This window comes from Streptomyces sp. NPDC051104, from assembly GCF_040682835.1.
Lineage (GTDB): Bacteria > Actinomycetota > Actinomycetes > Streptomycetales > Streptomycetaceae > Streptomyces > Streptomyces cynarae.
In genome coordinates, this window is the sequence record NZ_JBFBBS010000028.1 from 26,471 (window position 1) to 41,890 (window position 15,420).

General features: G+C 69.0%; 11 protein-coding genes and 5 pseudogenes. 5 read left to right on the plus strand and 11 right to left on the minus strand.

What is annotated here, in order from left to right; all coding sequences use genetic code 11:
* Positions 1-9: 9 nt before the first annotated feature.
* Positions 10-1,806 carry a CocE/NonD family hydrolase C-terminal non-catalytic domain-containing protein gene (locus AB0N14_RS28910; protein WP_366028645.1) on the minus strand — a complete coding sequence of 599 codons (1,797 nt, stop codon included), beginning with the start codon at positions 1,804-1,806 and terminating at the stop codon, positions 10-12.
* A 341-nt stretch (positions 1,807-2,147) separates the two neighbouring features.
* Here AB0N14_RS28910 and AB0N14_RS28915 point away from each other — a divergent pair, with 341 nt between their 5' ends.
* Positions 2,148-4,289 (plus strand): transglycosylase domain-containing protein, encoded by a 2,142-nt coding sequence (locus AB0N14_RS28915; RefSeq protein WP_366028646.1) that lies wholly within the window; start codon positions 2,148-2,150, stop codon positions 4,287-4,289.
* Between the two features lie 41 nt (positions 4,290-4,330).
* Here the strand turns inward: AB0N14_RS28915 and AB0N14_RS28920 are convergent.
* From AB0N14_RS28920 to AB0N14_RS28940, 5 genes and pseudogenes are all read right to left on the minus strand, one after another.
* Positions 4,331-4,539, minus strand: a pseudogene (locus AB0N14_RS28920) (IS5/IS1182 family transposase); the annotation flags it as partial.
* A gap of 121 nt (positions 4,540-4,660) precedes the next feature.
* Positions 4,661-5,011 (minus strand): hypothetical protein, encoded by a 351-nt coding sequence (locus AB0N14_RS28925; protein WP_366028647.1) that lies wholly within the window; start codon positions 5,009-5,011, stop codon positions 4,661-4,663.
* Positions 4,969-5,481 (minus strand): alpha/beta fold hydrolase, encoded by a 513-nt coding sequence (locus AB0N14_RS28930; protein ID WP_366028648.1) that lies wholly within the window; start codon positions 5,479-5,481, stop codon positions 4,969-4,971. The genes AB0N14_RS28925 and AB0N14_RS28930 overlap by 43 nt, the downstream gene beginning before the upstream one ends.
* A pseudogene (locus AB0N14_RS28935) lies at positions 5,478-5,687 on the minus strand (hypothetical protein); the annotation flags it as partial. The pseudogene AB0N14_RS28935 and the gene AB0N14_RS28930, both read right to left, overlap by 4 nt.
* A complete protein-coding gene (locus AB0N14_RS28940) occupies positions 5,656-6,933 on the minus strand; it encodes an MFS transporter (RefSeq protein ID WP_366028707.1) in 1,278 nt (425 codons plus the stop codon). The pseudogene AB0N14_RS28935 and the gene AB0N14_RS28940, both read right to left, overlap by 32 nt.
* Positions 6,934-7,555: 622 nt before the next feature.
* On the opposite strand from AB0N14_RS28940, the pseudogene AB0N14_RS28945 reads away from it, so the two are divergent.
* Positions 7,556-8,134: pseudogene (locus tag AB0N14_RS28945) on the plus strand (SDR family NAD(P)-dependent oxidoreductase); the annotation flags it as partial.
* A gap of 362 nt (positions 8,135-8,496) precedes the next feature.
* Here the strand turns inward: AB0N14_RS28945 and AB0N14_RS28950 are convergent.
* Positions 8,497-9,144 carry a methyltransferase domain-containing protein gene (locus AB0N14_RS28950; RefSeq protein ID WP_366028649.1) on the minus strand — a complete coding sequence of 216 codons (648 nt, stop codon included), beginning with the start codon at positions 9,142-9,144 and terminating at the stop codon, positions 8,497-8,499.
* A gap of 227 nt (positions 9,145-9,371) precedes the next feature.
* On the opposite strand from AB0N14_RS28950, the gene AB0N14_RS28955 reads away from it, so the two are divergent.
* Positions 9,372-9,923 carry a hypothetical protein gene (locus AB0N14_RS28955; protein ID WP_366028650.1) on the plus strand — a complete coding sequence of 184 codons (552 nt, stop codon included), beginning with the start codon at positions 9,372-9,374 and terminating at the stop codon, positions 9,921-9,923.
* A 19-nt stretch (positions 9,924-9,942) separates the two neighbouring features.
* On the opposite strand, the pseudogene AB0N14_RS28960 reads toward AB0N14_RS28955, so the two are convergent.
* Positions 9,943-10,598, minus strand: a pseudogene (locus AB0N14_RS28960) (SDR family NAD(P)-dependent oxidoreductase).
* 94 nt (positions 10,599-10,692) lie between these two features.
* Between AB0N14_RS28960 and AB0N14_RS28965 the strand changes: the two are divergent.
* Positions 10,693-11,301, plus strand: coding sequence for a TetR/AcrR family transcriptional regulator (locus AB0N14_RS28965; RefSeq protein WP_366028708.1), 609 nt, complete (start codon positions 10,693-10,695; stop codon positions 11,299-11,301).
* Positions 11,302-11,457: 156 nt separating this feature from the next.
* Here AB0N14_RS28965 and AB0N14_RS28970 read toward each other — a convergent pair whose 3' ends face one another.
* Positions 11,458-11,763: a hypothetical protein gene (locus AB0N14_RS28970; protein WP_366028652.1), complete on the minus strand. Its 306-nt coding sequence runs from the start codon at positions 11,761-11,763 to the stop codon at positions 11,458-11,460.
* 916 nt (positions 11,764-12,679) lie between these two features.
* Between AB0N14_RS28970 and AB0N14_RS28975 the strand changes: the two genes are divergently transcribed.
* Entirely contained in the window at positions 12,680-13,462 is a 783-nt protein-coding gene (locus AB0N14_RS28975) for a DUF899 family protein (protein WP_366028653.1), read from the plus strand.
* 118 nt (positions 13,463-13,580) lie between these two features.
* Here the strand turns inward: AB0N14_RS28975 and AB0N14_RS28980 are convergent.
* Positions 13,581-13,718 (minus strand): annotated as a pseudogene (locus tag AB0N14_RS28980) (IS256 family transposase); the annotation flags it as partial.
* A 76-nt stretch (positions 13,719-13,794) separates the two neighbouring features.
* Positions 13,795-15,411 (minus strand): DEAD/DEAH box helicase, encoded by a 1,617-nt coding sequence (locus tag AB0N14_RS28985; RefSeq protein WP_366028654.1) that lies wholly within the window; start codon positions 15,409-15,411, stop codon positions 13,795-13,797.
* Positions 15,412-15,420 lie beyond the last annotated feature (9 nt).

Below are 15,420 nucleotides of genomic sequence, written 5' to 3' on the forward strand. Positions count from 1 at the left end.
TGTCTCACGCTATGACGTCCGCACCGGTACGGTCAGCACCGGAGCGCTCAGTGTCAGACTCGACGTCTCGTTGTCCGGCCGCCAGGTGGGGGCGTCGCTCTGGGTGAGTTCCAGCCTCAGCCGGTGTCCCGACTGGAGTTGCCACCCGGCCGGCCACAGTTCGAAGGCGAGCGGCTGCACGTTTCCGGGGGAACCGGTGACGCGGTACACCGACCGGGTGATGAGCGTCTGGGTGCCGCTTACCGGGTCGATGTCGAACAGCCGCGCCGCGAGTTCGGCGTCGCCACCCTGCAGGGTGGCAGTCACATGGACGACGGGCGACCCGGTGATGATGCCGGGTGAGGGCGGGGCGAAGACCCAGCCCGCCACGCCCCGGTCGGACCGCGTCGGGGTGGTGCGGCAGCCGGAGTTGGCGATCGGGTCGACGGCGGCTGCCTCCGTTCCGCCGGGGATGGAGCTCGTGGTCACCGCGCCGGTCGAGCCGGTGAAGGTCCAGCTTCCGGTCGCCAGTTGGGAGAGGCGGTCGGCGGTCAGTGTGGCGTTGGTCTGCCCGGGCACACAGGCGGTGGTACTGAGAGTCGTCCGTGCAGTGGTCGGCTGAGAACCGGCGAGCACCGCGTCGAGCCAGTTGTTGGCCTCGTCGTTGGCGGTCACCCAGACCTGGTGGGGGTTGTCGGCGTACGAGTGTCCGAGATCTCCGTAGAACGTCCACACCGGATATCCGGGGGCCGCTGCCTGCAGCTTGTTCACCATCTGCGCCGCATGAACGGCGGGGAACAGCGGGTCGGTGGTGCCCTGGATGCTGAGAACGGGGATCCGGGCGGAGGCCGGCGGGACGGGCATGTCGTACGGCGAGCGGTAGTCCGTCAGTTGCCGGACGATCTGGTTGATCAACGGATCGTTCCCGTACGGCTCACCGGCGGTGATCCGCGCATGCCATCCCGGTATGTCCGCGGTGGGGTCGTCGGCGGCGTACTGGCCGTACTCAGCGCCGAGCGCGTACAGACCGTCCAGATAGCTCTCCTTCGCGACGCCCACCGGATCCTCATGAGGCCCGTCGCCCGGCGCCCCTGACAGGCCGTCGGAGCCTCTTCCGTTGTCGATGAGTGCCTGCGCGAGATCCGTCCAGGAGTACTGCGGGATGGCGGCGGCGAGATGGAGCGGTACCCCTTTCGGTGAGGTCCAGGGCACCAGTGTGCCGTCGGGCTGCATCACCTTGTTTTGGGACATCGCCAGCAGCCAGCTCTGGCCGCCGCCGTAGGAGTCACCGGTCGTCACGACCTTGTCCGGTGCGGCGATCCCGGCGTCGGCCAGCAGCCCCACGAGAAACTGGGTGTCGTGCACCTCCCACCGTCGGTCGGCGAGGTGGGTCCAGCCGGCCCGGCCCGCGCACGCCGGATCGGTGGCGTAGGTGTACCCGGTCGCCGGGTCCTTGCCGCAGGAGCGGTGAAAGCCACGCGATGTGAAGTTGAGGACGGCGAAGCCCTTTCCCGTGAACCAGGCGTTGTTCCAGTGGTAGGTGTTCGCGTCGTTGCCCGCCGGGGTGGTGGACTCGAAGTCCGTCTTGTCGTGGCCCCAGCCATTGAGCATGACCATCAACGGCAAGGGTCCTGAGCTGTCCGGGGGTAGGGAGACGTCCACGTCCAGTGGTGTGCCGTCGAAGCTCGGCACGACGCCGGAGCACACGGTGTAGGGGCTCCCACCAGGCGGGGACACCTGAGCCGAGACGCTGAGGCCGAGTGGGCAGGCCGTCGCCGCCGCGGCGTGCTCAGCGGACGGACTCGCGAGGCCGAGTACGGCTGCCATGGCGGACAGTACGGGGAGAAACCGACGCCTTCCGGGGGCCACAGCAACTCCTTCATCAGGGTGTTCTCTATGAGTGCCAGGGATCGTACGGGCGAGTAACCTGGCTGGCCATATCCCTCGACCATGCGAGAGCAAAGCCTTTCCCATCGTTTGCGTCGATGAACGACGGCACGACGGCTAGAGCCTCTCGTTGGATCATGCCGGGCCCTCGCTGACAGAGGAGGCTGCGGGAGTGCGCCATAGAGTCGCGTCGTACGCTGCCCCGCATGGGTTACATGCGTTCGGGTGGGTCCCGGTCCAGGCGGCGGCGGTCATCAGTCAGGTCGTCGGGAGCGACGGCCATGCAGGCGTTGAAGTTTCTCGGTATCAGCGCGCTGTCCGGAATCGTGCTGGCCGGTATCGCACTGCCGGCCACCGGCGCGATCGGCCTGTCTGCGAAGGGCGCCGCGACCGGTTTCGACGACCTGCCGGGTGACCTCAAGCGTCCGCCGCTGAGCCAGGCCTCACACATCGTGGACGCCGACGGCGACCTCATCGCGACCGTCTACTCCCGAGACCGCACCGTGGTCCCGCTCAGCGAGATCAGCCCGGTCATGCAGAAGGCCATCGTCGCCATCGAGGACGCCCGCTTCTGGCAGCACGGCCCCATCGATCCCAAAGGCGTGATCCGCGCGGTCGTCAGGGACACGCAGGCGGGCAGCGCTCAGCAGGGCGCCTCCACGCTGACCCAGCAGTACGTCAAGAACGTCTTCGTCGAAGAGGCGGGTGACGACCCGAACGCCGTGGCCCAGGCCACCTCGCCGACCCTCGGCCGCAAGATCCAGGAACTCAAGTACGCGATCCAGGTCGAGAAGGAACTCGGTAAGAAAAAGATCCTGCAGAACTACCTCGACATCGTGCCCTTCGGGGAGCAGTCCTTCGGCATCGAGGCGGCCTCCGAGCGCTACTTCAGCGCACACGCCAAGGACCTCACGCTGCCGCAGGCCGCTCTCCTGGCCGGCGTTGTCAACGGGACCACGCTGTACGACCCCATCCAGCACCCCCAGGCCGCCCGCACCCGCCGCGACATAGTCCTGCAGCGCATGGCCGACGTGCACGACATCACCCAGGCGCAGGCCGACGCCGCCGAGCGACAGCCCCTCGGACTGAAGCCCACCGCCCCCAGGAACGGCTGCATCACCGCCGTCCGCGGCGCCGCCTTCTTCTGCGACTACGTCCGCGAGGTCTTCCTCAACAGCCCCGTCTTCGGCAAGACCGCAGAAGACCGAGCCCAGCGCTGGAACACCGGCGGCCTGACCATCAAGACCACCCTGGACCCGAAGACCCAGGACGCCGTCCAGGCCGCCATCACCCAGCATGTCTACAAGACCGACCCCGTCGCCACCGCCGTCACCCTCGTCCAGCCCGGCACCGGCAAGATCCTCGCGATGGGCCAGTCGCGTCCGTACGGCTTCGGCACGGACGAGACACAGATCAACCTCAGCGTCAACCACGACATGGGCGGCGGGACCGGCTTCCAGTCGGGCTCGACGTTCAAACCGATCACCGCTGCGGCGGCGATCGACGGCGGTACCGACCCCAACACCGTCCTGCCGGCTCCGTATTCGATGGACTATCCGAGTCCGGTCAGCACCTGCGGCAGACCGTGGGTACGCAATCCCACCGACCCACCACTGTCGAACGAGGACAGGTCGGAAGTCGGCCCGATGAACATGAACAAGGCGATGGCCCTGTCGGTCAACACCTACTTCGTCCAGCTCATCGGCAACATCGGTATCTGCCCAGTGGTCCAGATGGAGCAGAAGCTCGGCGTGCACCAGGCGAACGGCGCCCCGCTTCAGCAGGTCCCCTCCATTACGCTGGGCACACAGCAAGTGAGCCCGCTGACCATGGCCTCCGCCTACGCCGCCTTCGCCGACAACGGCGTCTACTGCACGCCTATGGCCATCGAATCGATCACCGACGCGAGCGGCAAGTCGCTGCCGGTACCGCAGACCTCATGCAGCCAAGCGATGTCCCCGAAGACCGCCGCGACCATCAACACGCTCCTCAAGGGCGTGGTCGAGGACGGTACCGGCCAGCAGGCAGGCCTGAAGGACCGCGACAGCGCGGGCAAGACCGGTACGACCGACAATCGTTGGGCGGCATGGTTCGTGGGCTACACCTCGAACCTGGCCGGCGCGGTCTGGGTCGGCGGCCCGTCCCACAACGTCCCCATGACGAACATCACCATCGGCGGCGTGTTCCACAAGGAGGTTTTCGGCGCCGACACCCCTGGTCCCATCTGGCGCGATGCCATGACCGGCGCTCTCGCCGGCACCGCCTCGCCCCCGCTGCTCACCGTCCAACTCGCTGCCGACAAGCCGCAGACCCCCGAGCCGGGCGCCTCCACCACCCCCGACAGCAACGGCAACACACCCGAACCTCGTGCGAGCCTTCGCCCTCCCCGGCTTCACGCTCCGAACGGCGGGAAGCGCAGGTAGCGGGTGCGCGCGCTGGAGGACGCACCAACAGGGCTGCTGCCAGCCCTCGCGCTGACGGAGTCGATCGTGCACCGCGACCGGTCCAGCTCGCCGCGGGCGCCGAGCTCATCGAGGAGGACACGGTGCAGCCGGGCCCAGACACGGCCCCGGCTCGACTGGGCAAAGCGTGGGGACGGTGGGCTTGGACGACCGAAGCCGGCGACAGCTGCCGCCAGGTGCAGCCTGAGGCACCCACGAAGATGATCGCGGCCGGCGCGGTCGCATCAACCAGCGATCGCCGGCGCCCGGTGGATATTCGCATGCGTCAGTCGATGAACGCATCAGCAGGCGCCGGCACCCGCCCCTGGACCAACATCCGCACCGCGACCGTTCTACTGTCCTGCCTCGGTCTCGAAGTGCAGGGAGATCGACTGCAGAACGTCCGCAGCAGAGACGTCGGCGCGCCCGCCGTCGTGGATCTCGGCGAGCTGGACGAAGGCCAGCGCGAACGCTGAGGCGATCTGCACGATGGCCGGCCCCAGCTGCTCGCTTACGGCAGTCGCCACCTCGTGGGCGCTCGCATCGGCGCGCAGCTCGATGCGCGGCAGCATCTCCTCGAGCAACGCGGAGACCGTTTCACTCTGTGTGACGTCACCGTCGCGGTTCTCGCGGGCTTGGCGTCGCATCTCCAGCGCCTCGGTCAGGATGCCGACGACCCGCTGCATGATTTCTCGTTGCTCCATGCGGGCACGGTACGCCGGACAGTCGTCAGAAGTGTGCTTACCCGGATGCGGCCCGGTGTGTCCGCCGCCATGGCGCAGGCGGTCCGCATGCCGATGTCGTGGCCGACGACAGGGAACCGGTCATGGCCGAGCACGTTCATGAGCCGGTGGAAGTCCTGTGCGCAGGTCGCGGAGTCGTACCCGGTGCGTGGTCTGTCGGACAGGCCGGTGCCACGCGGGTCGGCGACGACGACCGTGTAGTGCTCGGCGAGCGGCAGCATGACGTGACGCCACTGGTACCAGAACTGCGGCCAGCCGCCGATCAGCAACAGGGCAGGTCCCTGTCCTCCGGTGACGGTGTGCAGGCGTACTGAGCCCACGTCGACGTACCGGCTGGAGAAGACCCTGTCGAATTCGGCGGGCAGGCCGGGTGTGCCGGTGACGGTGCCGAAGTCAGCCGGTCGTGCCGTACGGAGGTGTGCAACGGTCATGGTGTGCAGGTGTTTCCTTTCAAGAGCGTGCTTGGCGGATCTGTGGTGCTGCGGGAGTCGGGTGGGAGGGGGCGCCCGGCAATCGACCGATTCGCACCTTCGCTGCCGGGTGGAGCGGCGAACCACAGCAGGCGCTGGCGGCCGTTCTCGCTGATCAGGCTGTGGCGGTCCAACTCAGTGACGCCCAGGGTGGGATGGACGACACGCGGCCGTCGACGGCGCGTCGTGCGAGGCCGGAAGCTCCCGTCCCAGGCGTGCGAGCGGGGACAATGCCATCACCACTGGGGACAGAATCATGCCTGCGGCCGTCACCAGGACGCTGGTGCGCGGCGCCCACTCCTCCGCGAGAAATCCGCCGACCAGAGAACCGAGCGGGGTAGACCCCATGCCGACGAACGTGATCGTCGCGGCCACCCGGCCCTGCATCCCGTCCGGAGTGACGGCCTGCCGGACGGCAATGACCGTGACATTCACCAACTGGCCGCCGCCCCCGAACACGAAGCCGACCCCAAGGAGCGCGGGAACCGTCACCGCAGAGGAGCCGTGCAGCGCGGGCACACACAGGAACACGCTGTCGCCGAGCGCCGCCGCGCACACGAGGACCGTGCCATGACCGAACCGGCTCGGCAGGCGGGCGGCCAGCAGCGAGCCCAAGAGCGCGCCCGGTCCCACCGCCGTGAGCGCCAGCCCGACGACGGTGCCCGACAGATGCAGTTCCCGCGGCAGGAAGAGCAGATAGACGGTCATCATGGCCGCGAAGGAGAACTGGAATACGGCCGAGGCCAGGCACACGGTCCGAAGCACGGTATCGCCGGCGACGAAACGCAGGCCCTCATGAATCCGCTGCCAGACCCGAGGGGGGTGTTCCGGGCGCTCCGGGATCGATTCGGCTCGGCGGATCCGCCGGATCGACAGGAACGACAGCGCGAAAAACAGCGCGCTGGAGGCGGCGGCAATCGGCGCCGACAGCAGGGACACCAACGCACCGCCGAGAGCGGGACCGCCGATCTGCGCCGCGGACCGGCTGCCCTCGAGCGCGCTGTTGCCTCGCACCAGTTGGTCGCGTTCCACCAGCCGCACGAGAGAGGCCTGGTATGCCACGTCGAAGAACACGGACAGGGCCCCGACGGCGAAGGCGAGCGCAAGCAGGCCGGGCAGGCCGAGCCGGCCGAAGAGGCCGGCCATGGCGGCAGCGCCCAGGGCCAAGGCCCGGCCGATGTCCGTGAGCGCCATCGTCGTGCGGGTGCGCCACCTGTCCACCCACGCGCCGACGAAGAGCGAGAGCAACAGGATCGGCGCCTGCCCCACCGCGCGGAGGACGCCCAGCCGGCCGGCACTGGCGTGGAGCGTCAGGACGGCGAAGAGCGGCAGAACCACCAGACTTGCGTGTTCACCGAGTTGGGAGGCTGTCTGACCCATCCAGAGTCTGCGGAAGTCGACGTCCCGCCACAGGCTCGGCGGAACAGGTCGACCGGAATCTGACACAGCGGAGGAAGCGGACGGCACGGGAATCCCTTGTGTTGCCGACAACGAGGCCCGCCACCGAGCACATAAAAGGTGCGCCGACGGTTCAGGCAGGGGAAGGCTCGCTATGCCGCAACATCAAGGGCGGCACGCGATGACAGGCTGGTCACGGCCTACAACGTCAACGCGCGCTCGGAAGACCGACCATGTCTCAGCTCCTCCTGGGTGACTCGCTGCGCCCAAACCCTAGCCGTCGCCGACCCGACGCGAAAGGCGGCCTCGCTCGCCTCTCGCGCAAACCAAGCAGGCTGGACCCGTATTCGGAGAAGGCGCCGCGAACCAGTGGGCAAACCAACATCGGACGGGCGGACCCGGTAGCGCCGGGACCTCAGAAACGCGGCAGTTCGGAAGCGTTCACGCCCTGTCGTCCCTCCCAGTGATGTGCGATCCAGGGGGTGACAACCCCTGGGTTGGGACGGCCCTGGCTGACGGGCGACCACACACGCACGCTGGAGACGCAAGCAGGGAGCCGTCGGCAACGACGCCCACGCCCCACGCCCACGATCCATCCGTCGTGGCAGCCCATCCGGCATCTCGTGCAGGAGTCTTCATGTCCTTGTCCTCCTCGAACCCGACGGACAGCCGGGCCACGCCCGGTCACGGCCCGGACCACCCCTGTGTAGCCGTCGTCACCGGCGGTTCCAGGGGGATCGGTCGCCAGACGGTGAGCCGTCTGGCGGCCGACGGGTTCGCCGTCGTGGTCGGTTACGCCGGCAACCGGGATCTGGCCGAGGCCGCCGTCAAGGAGGTCACCGCGGACGGCGGCCGGGCGGTCGCCGTCCGGGCAGATGTCGCCGACGAACAGGACGTGGCCGCCCTGTTCGCCACCGCAGAGTCCACATATGGCGGCGTCGACGTGGTCGTCCACGGCGCCGGCCGAATGAGTCTTGCGCCCATCGCCGAACTGGACCTGGCCGAACTGGACGCGCTGCACCGCACCGATATCCGCGGGACCTTCGTCGTCGCCCGGCAGGCCGCCCGCACGGTGCGCCCCGGCGGGGCGATCATCACGTTCTCCACGTCCCAGGTGGGCATGGCCTTCCCCCGGTACGGGGCCTACGTCGCGAGCAAGGGCGCGGTCGAGGCGGTCACCATGGTCCTCGCCCGCGAGCTGCGCGGCCAGGTCATCCGCGCCAACGGCGGAATCATGTGACAGCAACGGTCCTCGCCCAGTTCGATGAGCAGCCGCTGCCGGCGGACGTCGGGCAGTGTCAGAGTTGAGGCCGGCCTGTGTTTCCCGGGGGACCACAGGATGGGTCCGCCGGCGGATATGGGCAGCGATGACGGCGTTCCGCTCGTCGTGGATGCGGTGGACCGTGCCGTCGTAGCGGTGAAGTAGCAGGTCATCGAAGGTGTTCCTGGAAGTCCCCTCCTTCGACCACCGGAGCTCGAACGGAGGGGTGAGCCTTGATCATGAGTCGCCGCCTGGGGCCTGACGGCTCCCGTCCGGCAGGTCGGACCCGGTCATGGGTTCGATCGGACAGCGCCTGCCTAGGCTTTGCGGGCGAGTAGTTGAACCTCCTGGAACTGCCGTCGGTCGGTGGGCTGAGGCTCGCGAACCATCCGGGCTACCTCGACCAACCCCGCCTCGCGCAGCAGCGCGGCAAGGTGATCAGGCCACCACCGATAGGCCGGCGCGACTGCGTGATCGAAGACCTGCGTCGGGTGAGACGGATCTTCGCTTGCCGAAAAGCCGACCAGAAGGTGGCCGCCAGGCGCCAGCACACGGTGGAACTCAGCCAAGATGACGGGGAGTTCTTGCGGCGGAGTATGGATGATGGACCAACGTGACAGTACGCCGCCCAGCACGCCGTCAGCGATGTTCAATGCGGCCATCGAGCCCACGTCGAACCGCAAGCGCGGATAGGCCTGTCGAGCCAATTCGATCATTGCAGGAGAGGCGTCAACGCCAAACACCGCCAGCCCCAGTTCGTCCAGATACGCGGTGATATAGCCAGGTCCGCACCCCAGGTCCGCGACCTGACCGTCTCCACTCGCACTTACGACCTCGGCGAAGACACTCAAGATCGCGCGGTCCAGGGGCCTGTCACGCAGCGCGTCACGGAACAGCTGCGCATACGTTGAGGCAGCAGCGTCGTAGGCCTCGCGGGTGGTACTGAGGGCATCATGTTCGACCATGCTCACGACAGTAGTTCCCGGCGCTGACGCGAGCCGAGAGAATCACGATCTCCCCTCCCGCCTGTTCGCCCGGCGCTGTCACCAGTGGGCTTGGCATGCAGCCCAAGGCGGCGCCATCCCCAGATCAAGGGGGTACCGCCCGCCACTGCCGCTAGGACCTGTCCGGCGCATCTTGCTGGCACCAGCCCTCGCTCTCTGGCTTGGAGGAATGGACCTAGGCTGTGGCCATGCTCCTGATCTACGAGGGGGAAACCACCGCTGACGCGCCCGAGCCACGTACTGGCGGCGTCCCGCTCGTGCCCGGCGGATTTCTCTGGCCGATGTGCCGGGAGTGCGGCGGGGCCATGCAGTTTCTCGCGCATCTGCCCCTGCAAGTCGGCGTCGTTGCGGTGTTCTTCTGCCAGAACGACCCTGGCATGTGCGACGACTGGGATGCCACTGCGGGTGGCAATCATGCCTTCCTGTTCAGCGGCAACCTCTCCCCGGCCGCTGTTCCCGCCGAAGGCGAGACGCTCCTTGGCGCGATCACCGCGCTGCGGCTCCACCCCGCTGACGTACCCACCGAGGAACGGGTGCTGGGACGGGTGGGCGGCGAACCTGGTTGGCTCCAGGGTGACGAGACGCCCGACTGTCCTTCCTGCACAACCCCTATGGCGTTTACGGCCGAGCTACAAGAGGGCTATGACTTCGCCGCCTCGGCGAACTTCGGTGGCGGGGGCCGCGGCTATATCTTCACCTGCCAACCCTGCGACGAGGCCGCGTTCCTCTGGCAACGCTGACCACCGCCGCTCCCGGAAGTCACGCCCGCAGCCAGAGACGGATTGTTTCGACAGTGACAGTGCCGTGGAAAACGTAGGCCCTCTTGTCGTACCTCGTCGCGACGGCTCGGGGTCCAGGAGTGTCAATGGTGCCCGGGGAGATCGCGTTGACCCGGATGTTCCGGTCCTTGAGCTCGTTGGCCCAGGTCCGGGCGAAGGACCGGATTGCCGCCTGGAGGCCGCATACGTGCCGAACGCCGCGACACCGTCACCGGCGCGGACTGAGGAGTTCAGGATCACGGATGCGCCGTCGTTGAGCAGAGGCAGTGCCTTCTGCACGGTGAACAGCGTGCCGCGCACGTTGACACCGAAGGTCTGGTCGAAGTGCTGCTCGGTGATCTGCTCCAGTGTCGCGAACGAGGCGCTCGCCGCGTTCGCGAAGACCACGTCCAGGCCCCGGCCCCGGGCGCGGACCGTGTCGTACAGGCGATCCAGGTCGGTGAGGTCGGAGATATCACCCACCACGGCGGTGGCCTTCGCCGGGCCGATGATCTCCACCGCCGCGTCCAGCGCGGTCTTGCGCCGGCCGGTGATGAAGACGTGCGCGCCCTCGGCTGCCAGCCGGACGGCGGTTGCCAGGCCGATCCCGGTGCTGCCGCCGGTGATGACGGCGGTCTTGCCTTCGAGCTGTCCCATGTGCACGACCTCCACAGAGTTCGGTACCGATCGGTACCGAAAAGGACCGTAGCACATCTGCACCGACCGGTACGGAAGACGTATGATCGATGGCATGGAGACGCGGCAGAAGGCGCCAATCGGCCGACCGAGGGGTTTCGACACTGACGAGGCCCTCGAACGCGCCATGCGGGTCTTCTGGGAACAGGGCTACGAAGGCGCCAGCCTCACCGACCTGACCAAAGCCATGGGCATTACCCGCACCAGCATGTACGCGGCCTTCGGCAACAAAGAGGACCTGTTCCGCAAGGCCCTGGAGCGCTATACGGAAGGCCCCGCCTCGTACGGGGCCCGGGCCCTGCGGGAGCCGACCGCCCGGCAGGTGGCCACCTCGTTCCTGAGCGGCTCCGTTCGGGCGACCACGCGCCCGGGCTGCCCCACCGGGTGCCTGGGCGTCCAAGGCTCCCTAGCCGCCGGTGACCCGGGACGCAGCGCCCGCGACGCCCTCATTGCCTGGCGCAACGAGGCCATTTCCCTCCTCCGTGACCGGTTCCAGCAAGCCGTCGACGAAGGCGACCTGCCCCCCGGCACCGATCCCGGACTGCTCGCCCGCTACGTCATGACCGTGGCGAACGGCATCGCCGTCCAAGCCGCCAGCGGTGCTACACGTGACGACCTGCAGCAGGTGGCCGACATGGCCCTGCGCAGCTGGCCGCCTGCCTGACGGCCCCGCCGGCCGAGGCCGCCTACCCGCGATGCCCGGGCGATCCAGTGAGCGCAGGCTCGCGGATCGAGAAGACTCCGCGGGGCGATCCCCGGCACTGCTGCCTCGATCGCGCAGGCGGTCACACTCATTCGGCCCCTGGAACGTCAGCTGGTCCTATCGGGTAGCGGGGTAGAACTGCGCGAGCTGGTTCTCGACCCAGGGGTCGTACACCGCCAGGCGCTTGGCGGCCGCGGGCTCGAACATCGCAACCTGGCCCGCGACCCAGGGATCCACCTGCCGGTGGGCAGTGCGGTGATGGGAGTAGCTGTGGCCGGTGGCGACCGCGGCGGTCCGGCCAGGAAGACGGCCCGGCGTCTGAGGAGAAGCCGCCATCGCCGAGCCGCCGGTGGCGAACACAGCGCCTCCGGCGACTGCGGCAGAAACGCCCGTGGTCGCGATACGACGCATCAGCTTCTTCATGATCTTTCCTCCTTGCGCGGCCCACCGATCAGTGGCTGCGAGCGAACCAGCTCGTGAAGCTCGAGCCACTCGAGATGCGGGAAATGTCGCCTTGTGAACAGAAGCATCAGGTCGGTGTGCCTACCCACTCGCGTTCCGCACACACCGCGGCAGTGGAAATCTCATCCGGCGTCATCAGCCCACGCGTCCACGGGTCGCTGCCCGGTGGGTCCGGGTGCCGCAGGCTGAACACACCCGCCGGACTTGGGCCGGCATCCCTGTCGCCGTCGACAAGCTGTGCCAGTACTTGCGCGCGCAGCTGCCGGGCCGACCTGCCCTGGGAGATATACGGGGTACGCAGGGGGGACCAGGCAACCAGCACCGCCATGCGCGGCCATACGAGGGGCTCAGCACGCGAGGCCAGGCGACACCGCGTAGATGTGACGGTGTGGCCCTGACTCCTCCGATCACACCGATGCTCTCCGAGGCCCGGCCGGGAACTGCCACCGGACGGGGCCGCCCGGGCAGCTGATCGTGGAGCAGAAAGCGGACGCTTGCGGACCTGACCAACGACGACCGAGCCAACCGGCCACCGTCATGAGTCAGCCCGTGACCGTCCCGCCGCAAGATCGTCTCAACCCAGCCAGTCGAACACGCGGGGCCGCGCCCGGTCGGACGGCCGCCCGACCCCGTGGTCCCGGCGGGCGGCCGGCACCGTGGCGGTGTTACTCGCAGAACACCTGCACCTTGGTACGCGGGTCCGCGGACTTGGCAGCCCGAGGTGGTCCGTACGGGCTCGGCCGAGGGTGCCGCACCACCGCGTGCGGGAGGGGAGCGCCCCCGCTGCGATGAGTTCCGGCCTGGTCGCGAGTCTGTTCTGGTGACCGTCGTAGAACGCCGTGCGCGCTGCCCGGCACGAGACACCAGGGAGGACGCCATGACGACCACGCCGGACGACCCGACCACCGCGCTGCCCGGCCGCCCGCCCGTCGTGGACCTGGCCACCTGGCAGACCGCCCGTGACGAGCTCCTGGTCCGCGAGAAGGCCCACACCCGCGAGGGCGACGCCATCGCCGCGGCCCGCCGTCGGCTGCCGATGGTGGAGCTCGGCGGGACGCTCGAGGTCGTCGGACCCGACGGCCCGGTCCCGTTCCTGGACCTGTTCCAGGGCCGCGACGAGCTCGTGGTCTACAAGCACATGTGGTACGACGGCGCGCCGCACCAGGGGCAGTGCGAGGGCTGCACCACCACGGCCTGGCACCTGAAGGACGCCGTCTACCTCAACGCCCGGGGCGTGTCGTTCGCCATCCTGACCACGGGCCGTTGGGACGAGGTGGCCTCCTACGTCGAGTTCATGGGCTGCACCCAGCCCTGGTACTCGGTGCGCGACGTGGACGCGCCGGTCGGCGGCAGCATGGGGTACCTCACCTGCTTCCTGCGTGACGGCGACCGCGTGTTCCTCACCTACTCCACGACTGGCCGTGGCAACGAGCGGGTCAACAGCTCATTCGGCCTGCTCGACATGACGCCCTACGGCCGCGGCGAAGCGTGGGAGGACAACCCCGAGGGCTGGCCTGAGGGGCGCAGCCCGTGCTGGTCCTGGCGCTCGGACGCGGACGGGAACGCCACCTGGGGCCCGACCAGCCGCCCCGTGCCGCAGTGGACCCGCCCCGGCGCGACCCCCGTGGAGACCCTCGGTCGGCGCGGCCACCACCACTGACGCCCCTTGGTGGACGGCGTCGCCAAAAGGTGTCAGGTGCCGGGCGGAACCTCCGGACGATGCGAACGGCCCCGCGCGCTCGATCGGTGGGCGGTTCGGCCCGGAAGGCGAAGGACTAGTCGGCCCAGGACTCGCCGGATTTGCGGTAGCCGTCCCTGAGCGCGACCAGCTCCGTGGAACCGTCAGCGCGCACGCAGCCCAGGACCAGGACGCAGGCTTCGGCCTCCGCCAGGCGGACGTTGTGGTGGACGCCGTCGGCTCACACGGAGTCAACGGCACTGCCCGAGACGGTTCCTGGATCGCCCAGGCCCGCCACCGGGCTGCCGCCCTCCTCACCGAGGATGCAGTCGGCCTTTGCGCGCAGCGGACTGGCGGGCGGAGTTGCGGCCGCCCGCTCCGGCGGCGCCGCCCGTGGCCGCGCCGGGTTCCGCCCGGCGAGCAGAACCGCGCCCGCCGGTTGCGGGGTTGCCACCGGACGCTCTCCTCTCGGCCGTGGTCCGGCGGTCGGAGTCCCGGCTCCCCGTCCTGGTTGCAGCACCTGTCGTCGCTTGGCCCCCACCGCCGTTCCCGGGTTGGCGGCGGCGCGATGGCCTGCCGGGCCTGGTGCCGGTCTTCCCGTCCGGACGGGACGCCGTCGGTGTCGCCGGCTGGGGCACCTCGATGGTGACGGGCACGCCGGAAGGCTCCCGGGCGCCGGTGATGGTGGCCAGTTCCGCGTCGCTCGACGTGATGCGGGCCGTCCGGGGGCGGATGCCCGCGTCCGACATGAGCCGGGTGATGTCCCGTTTCTGGGCAGGTAGGACCAGCGTGACCACGCTGCCGGAGCCACCGGCGCGGGCCGTGCGGCCGCCCCGGTGGAGGTAGTCCTTGTGGTCGGTGGGGGGATCGACGTTCACGACGAGGTCGAGGTCGTCGATGTGTATGCCCCGGGCCGCGACGTTCGTCGCCACCAGCGCGGTGACCTGGCCGCTCTTGAACTGTTCCAGGGTGCGGTTGCGCTGCGGCTGGGAGCGGCCTCCGTGCAGTGCCGCCGCGCGGACACCGACGGACAGGAGCCGCTTGGCGAGCCGGTCGGCGGACCTCTTGGTGTCGAGGAAGAGGATGACCCGGCCGTCACGGGCCGCGATGCGCGTGGTGACGGCCTTCTTGTCGGTCTCGTCCTGGACGTGGAGCACGTGGTGCTCCATGGTCGTCACCGCTCCCGCGGACGGGTCCACGGAGTGCACTACGGGGTCGGTCAGGAACCGCTGCACCAGGCGGTCGATGTTGCGGTCCAGGGTGGCCGAGAAGAGCATGCGCTGCCCGTCGGGCCGTACTTGCTGGATCAGCTTGGTGATCTGCGGCAGGAAGCCCATGTCGGTCATCTGGTCGGCTTCGTCCAGCACCGTGATGCGTACCTGGTCGAGCACGCAGTCCCCACGTTCCACGAGGTCGTTGAGCCTGCCGGGACTCGCCACGACCACCTCGGCGCCGCGCCGGAGCGCACCGGCCTGCTTGGTGATGGACAGCCCGCCGACCACGGTGGCCAGCCGGACGTTCACCGCCGTCGCGTAGGGGGTCAGCGCGTCCGTCACCTGCTGGGCGAGTTCACGCGTGGGCACCAGTACGAGGGCGAGGGGTGCCTTGGGCTCCGCGCGCAGTCCGGCCGTGCGGGCCAGGAGCGCCAACCCGAACGCGAGGGTCTTGCCGGAGCCGGTGCGTCCCCGTCCCAGCAGGTCACGGCCGGCCAGTGAGTTGGGCAGCGTGGCGGCCTGGATGGGGAAGGGGGTGGTCACCCCTTGGGCGGTGAGGGTCTTCAGCAGCCCCGCGGGCATGTCCAGACCGGCGAAGTCCTCGACGGCGGGAAGTGCGGGTGTCGTGCTTTCCGGTAGCCGGAATTCCCTCGGCGACGACGTGGGGGGAGGGGGTGAGGAGGTACGCCGGTTCGGCTTCTGGGGCCTACGGGACATGCAGTTGTC

Coding starts and splice junctions, on each gene's coding strand:
- AB0N14_RS28965 (WP_366028708.1), top strand. CDS start 10,693: ATGGAGACGCGGCAGAAGGCGCCAATCGGCCGACCGAGGGGTTTCGAC.
- AB0N14_RS28915 (WP_366028646.1), top strand. CDS start 2,148: ATGCAGGCGTTGAAGTTTCTCGGTATCAGCGCGCTGTCCGGAATCGTG.
- AB0N14_RS28950 (WP_366028649.1), bottom strand. CDS start 9,144: ATGGTCGAACATGATGCCCTCAGTACCACCCGCGAGGCCTACGACGCT.
- AB0N14_RS28955 (WP_366028650.1), top strand. CDS start 9,372: ATGCTCCTGATCTACGAGGGGGAAACCACCGCTGACGCGCCCGAGCCA.
- AB0N14_RS28910 (WP_366028645.1), bottom strand. CDS start 1,806: ATGGCAGCCGTACTCGGCCTCGCGAGTCCGTCCGCTGAGCACGCCGCG.
- AB0N14_RS28975 (WP_366028653.1), top strand. CDS start 12,680: ATGACGACCACGCCGGACGACCCGACCACCGCGCTGCCCGGCCGCCCG.
- AB0N14_RS28985 (WP_366028654.1), bottom strand. CDS start 15,411: ATGTCCCGTAGGCCCCAGAAGCCGAACCGGCGTACCTCCTCACCCCCT.
- AB0N14_RS28930 (WP_366028648.1), bottom strand. CDS start 5,481: ATGACCGTTGCACACCTCCGTACGGCACGACCGGCTGACTTCGGCACC.
- AB0N14_RS28925 (WP_366028647.1), bottom strand. CDS start 5,011: ATGGAGCAACGAGAAATCATGCAGCGGGTCGTCGGCATCCTGACCGAG.
- AB0N14_RS28970 (WP_366028652.1), bottom strand. CDS start 11,763: ATGAAGAAGCTGATGCGTCGTATCGCGACCACGGGCGTTTCTGCCGCA.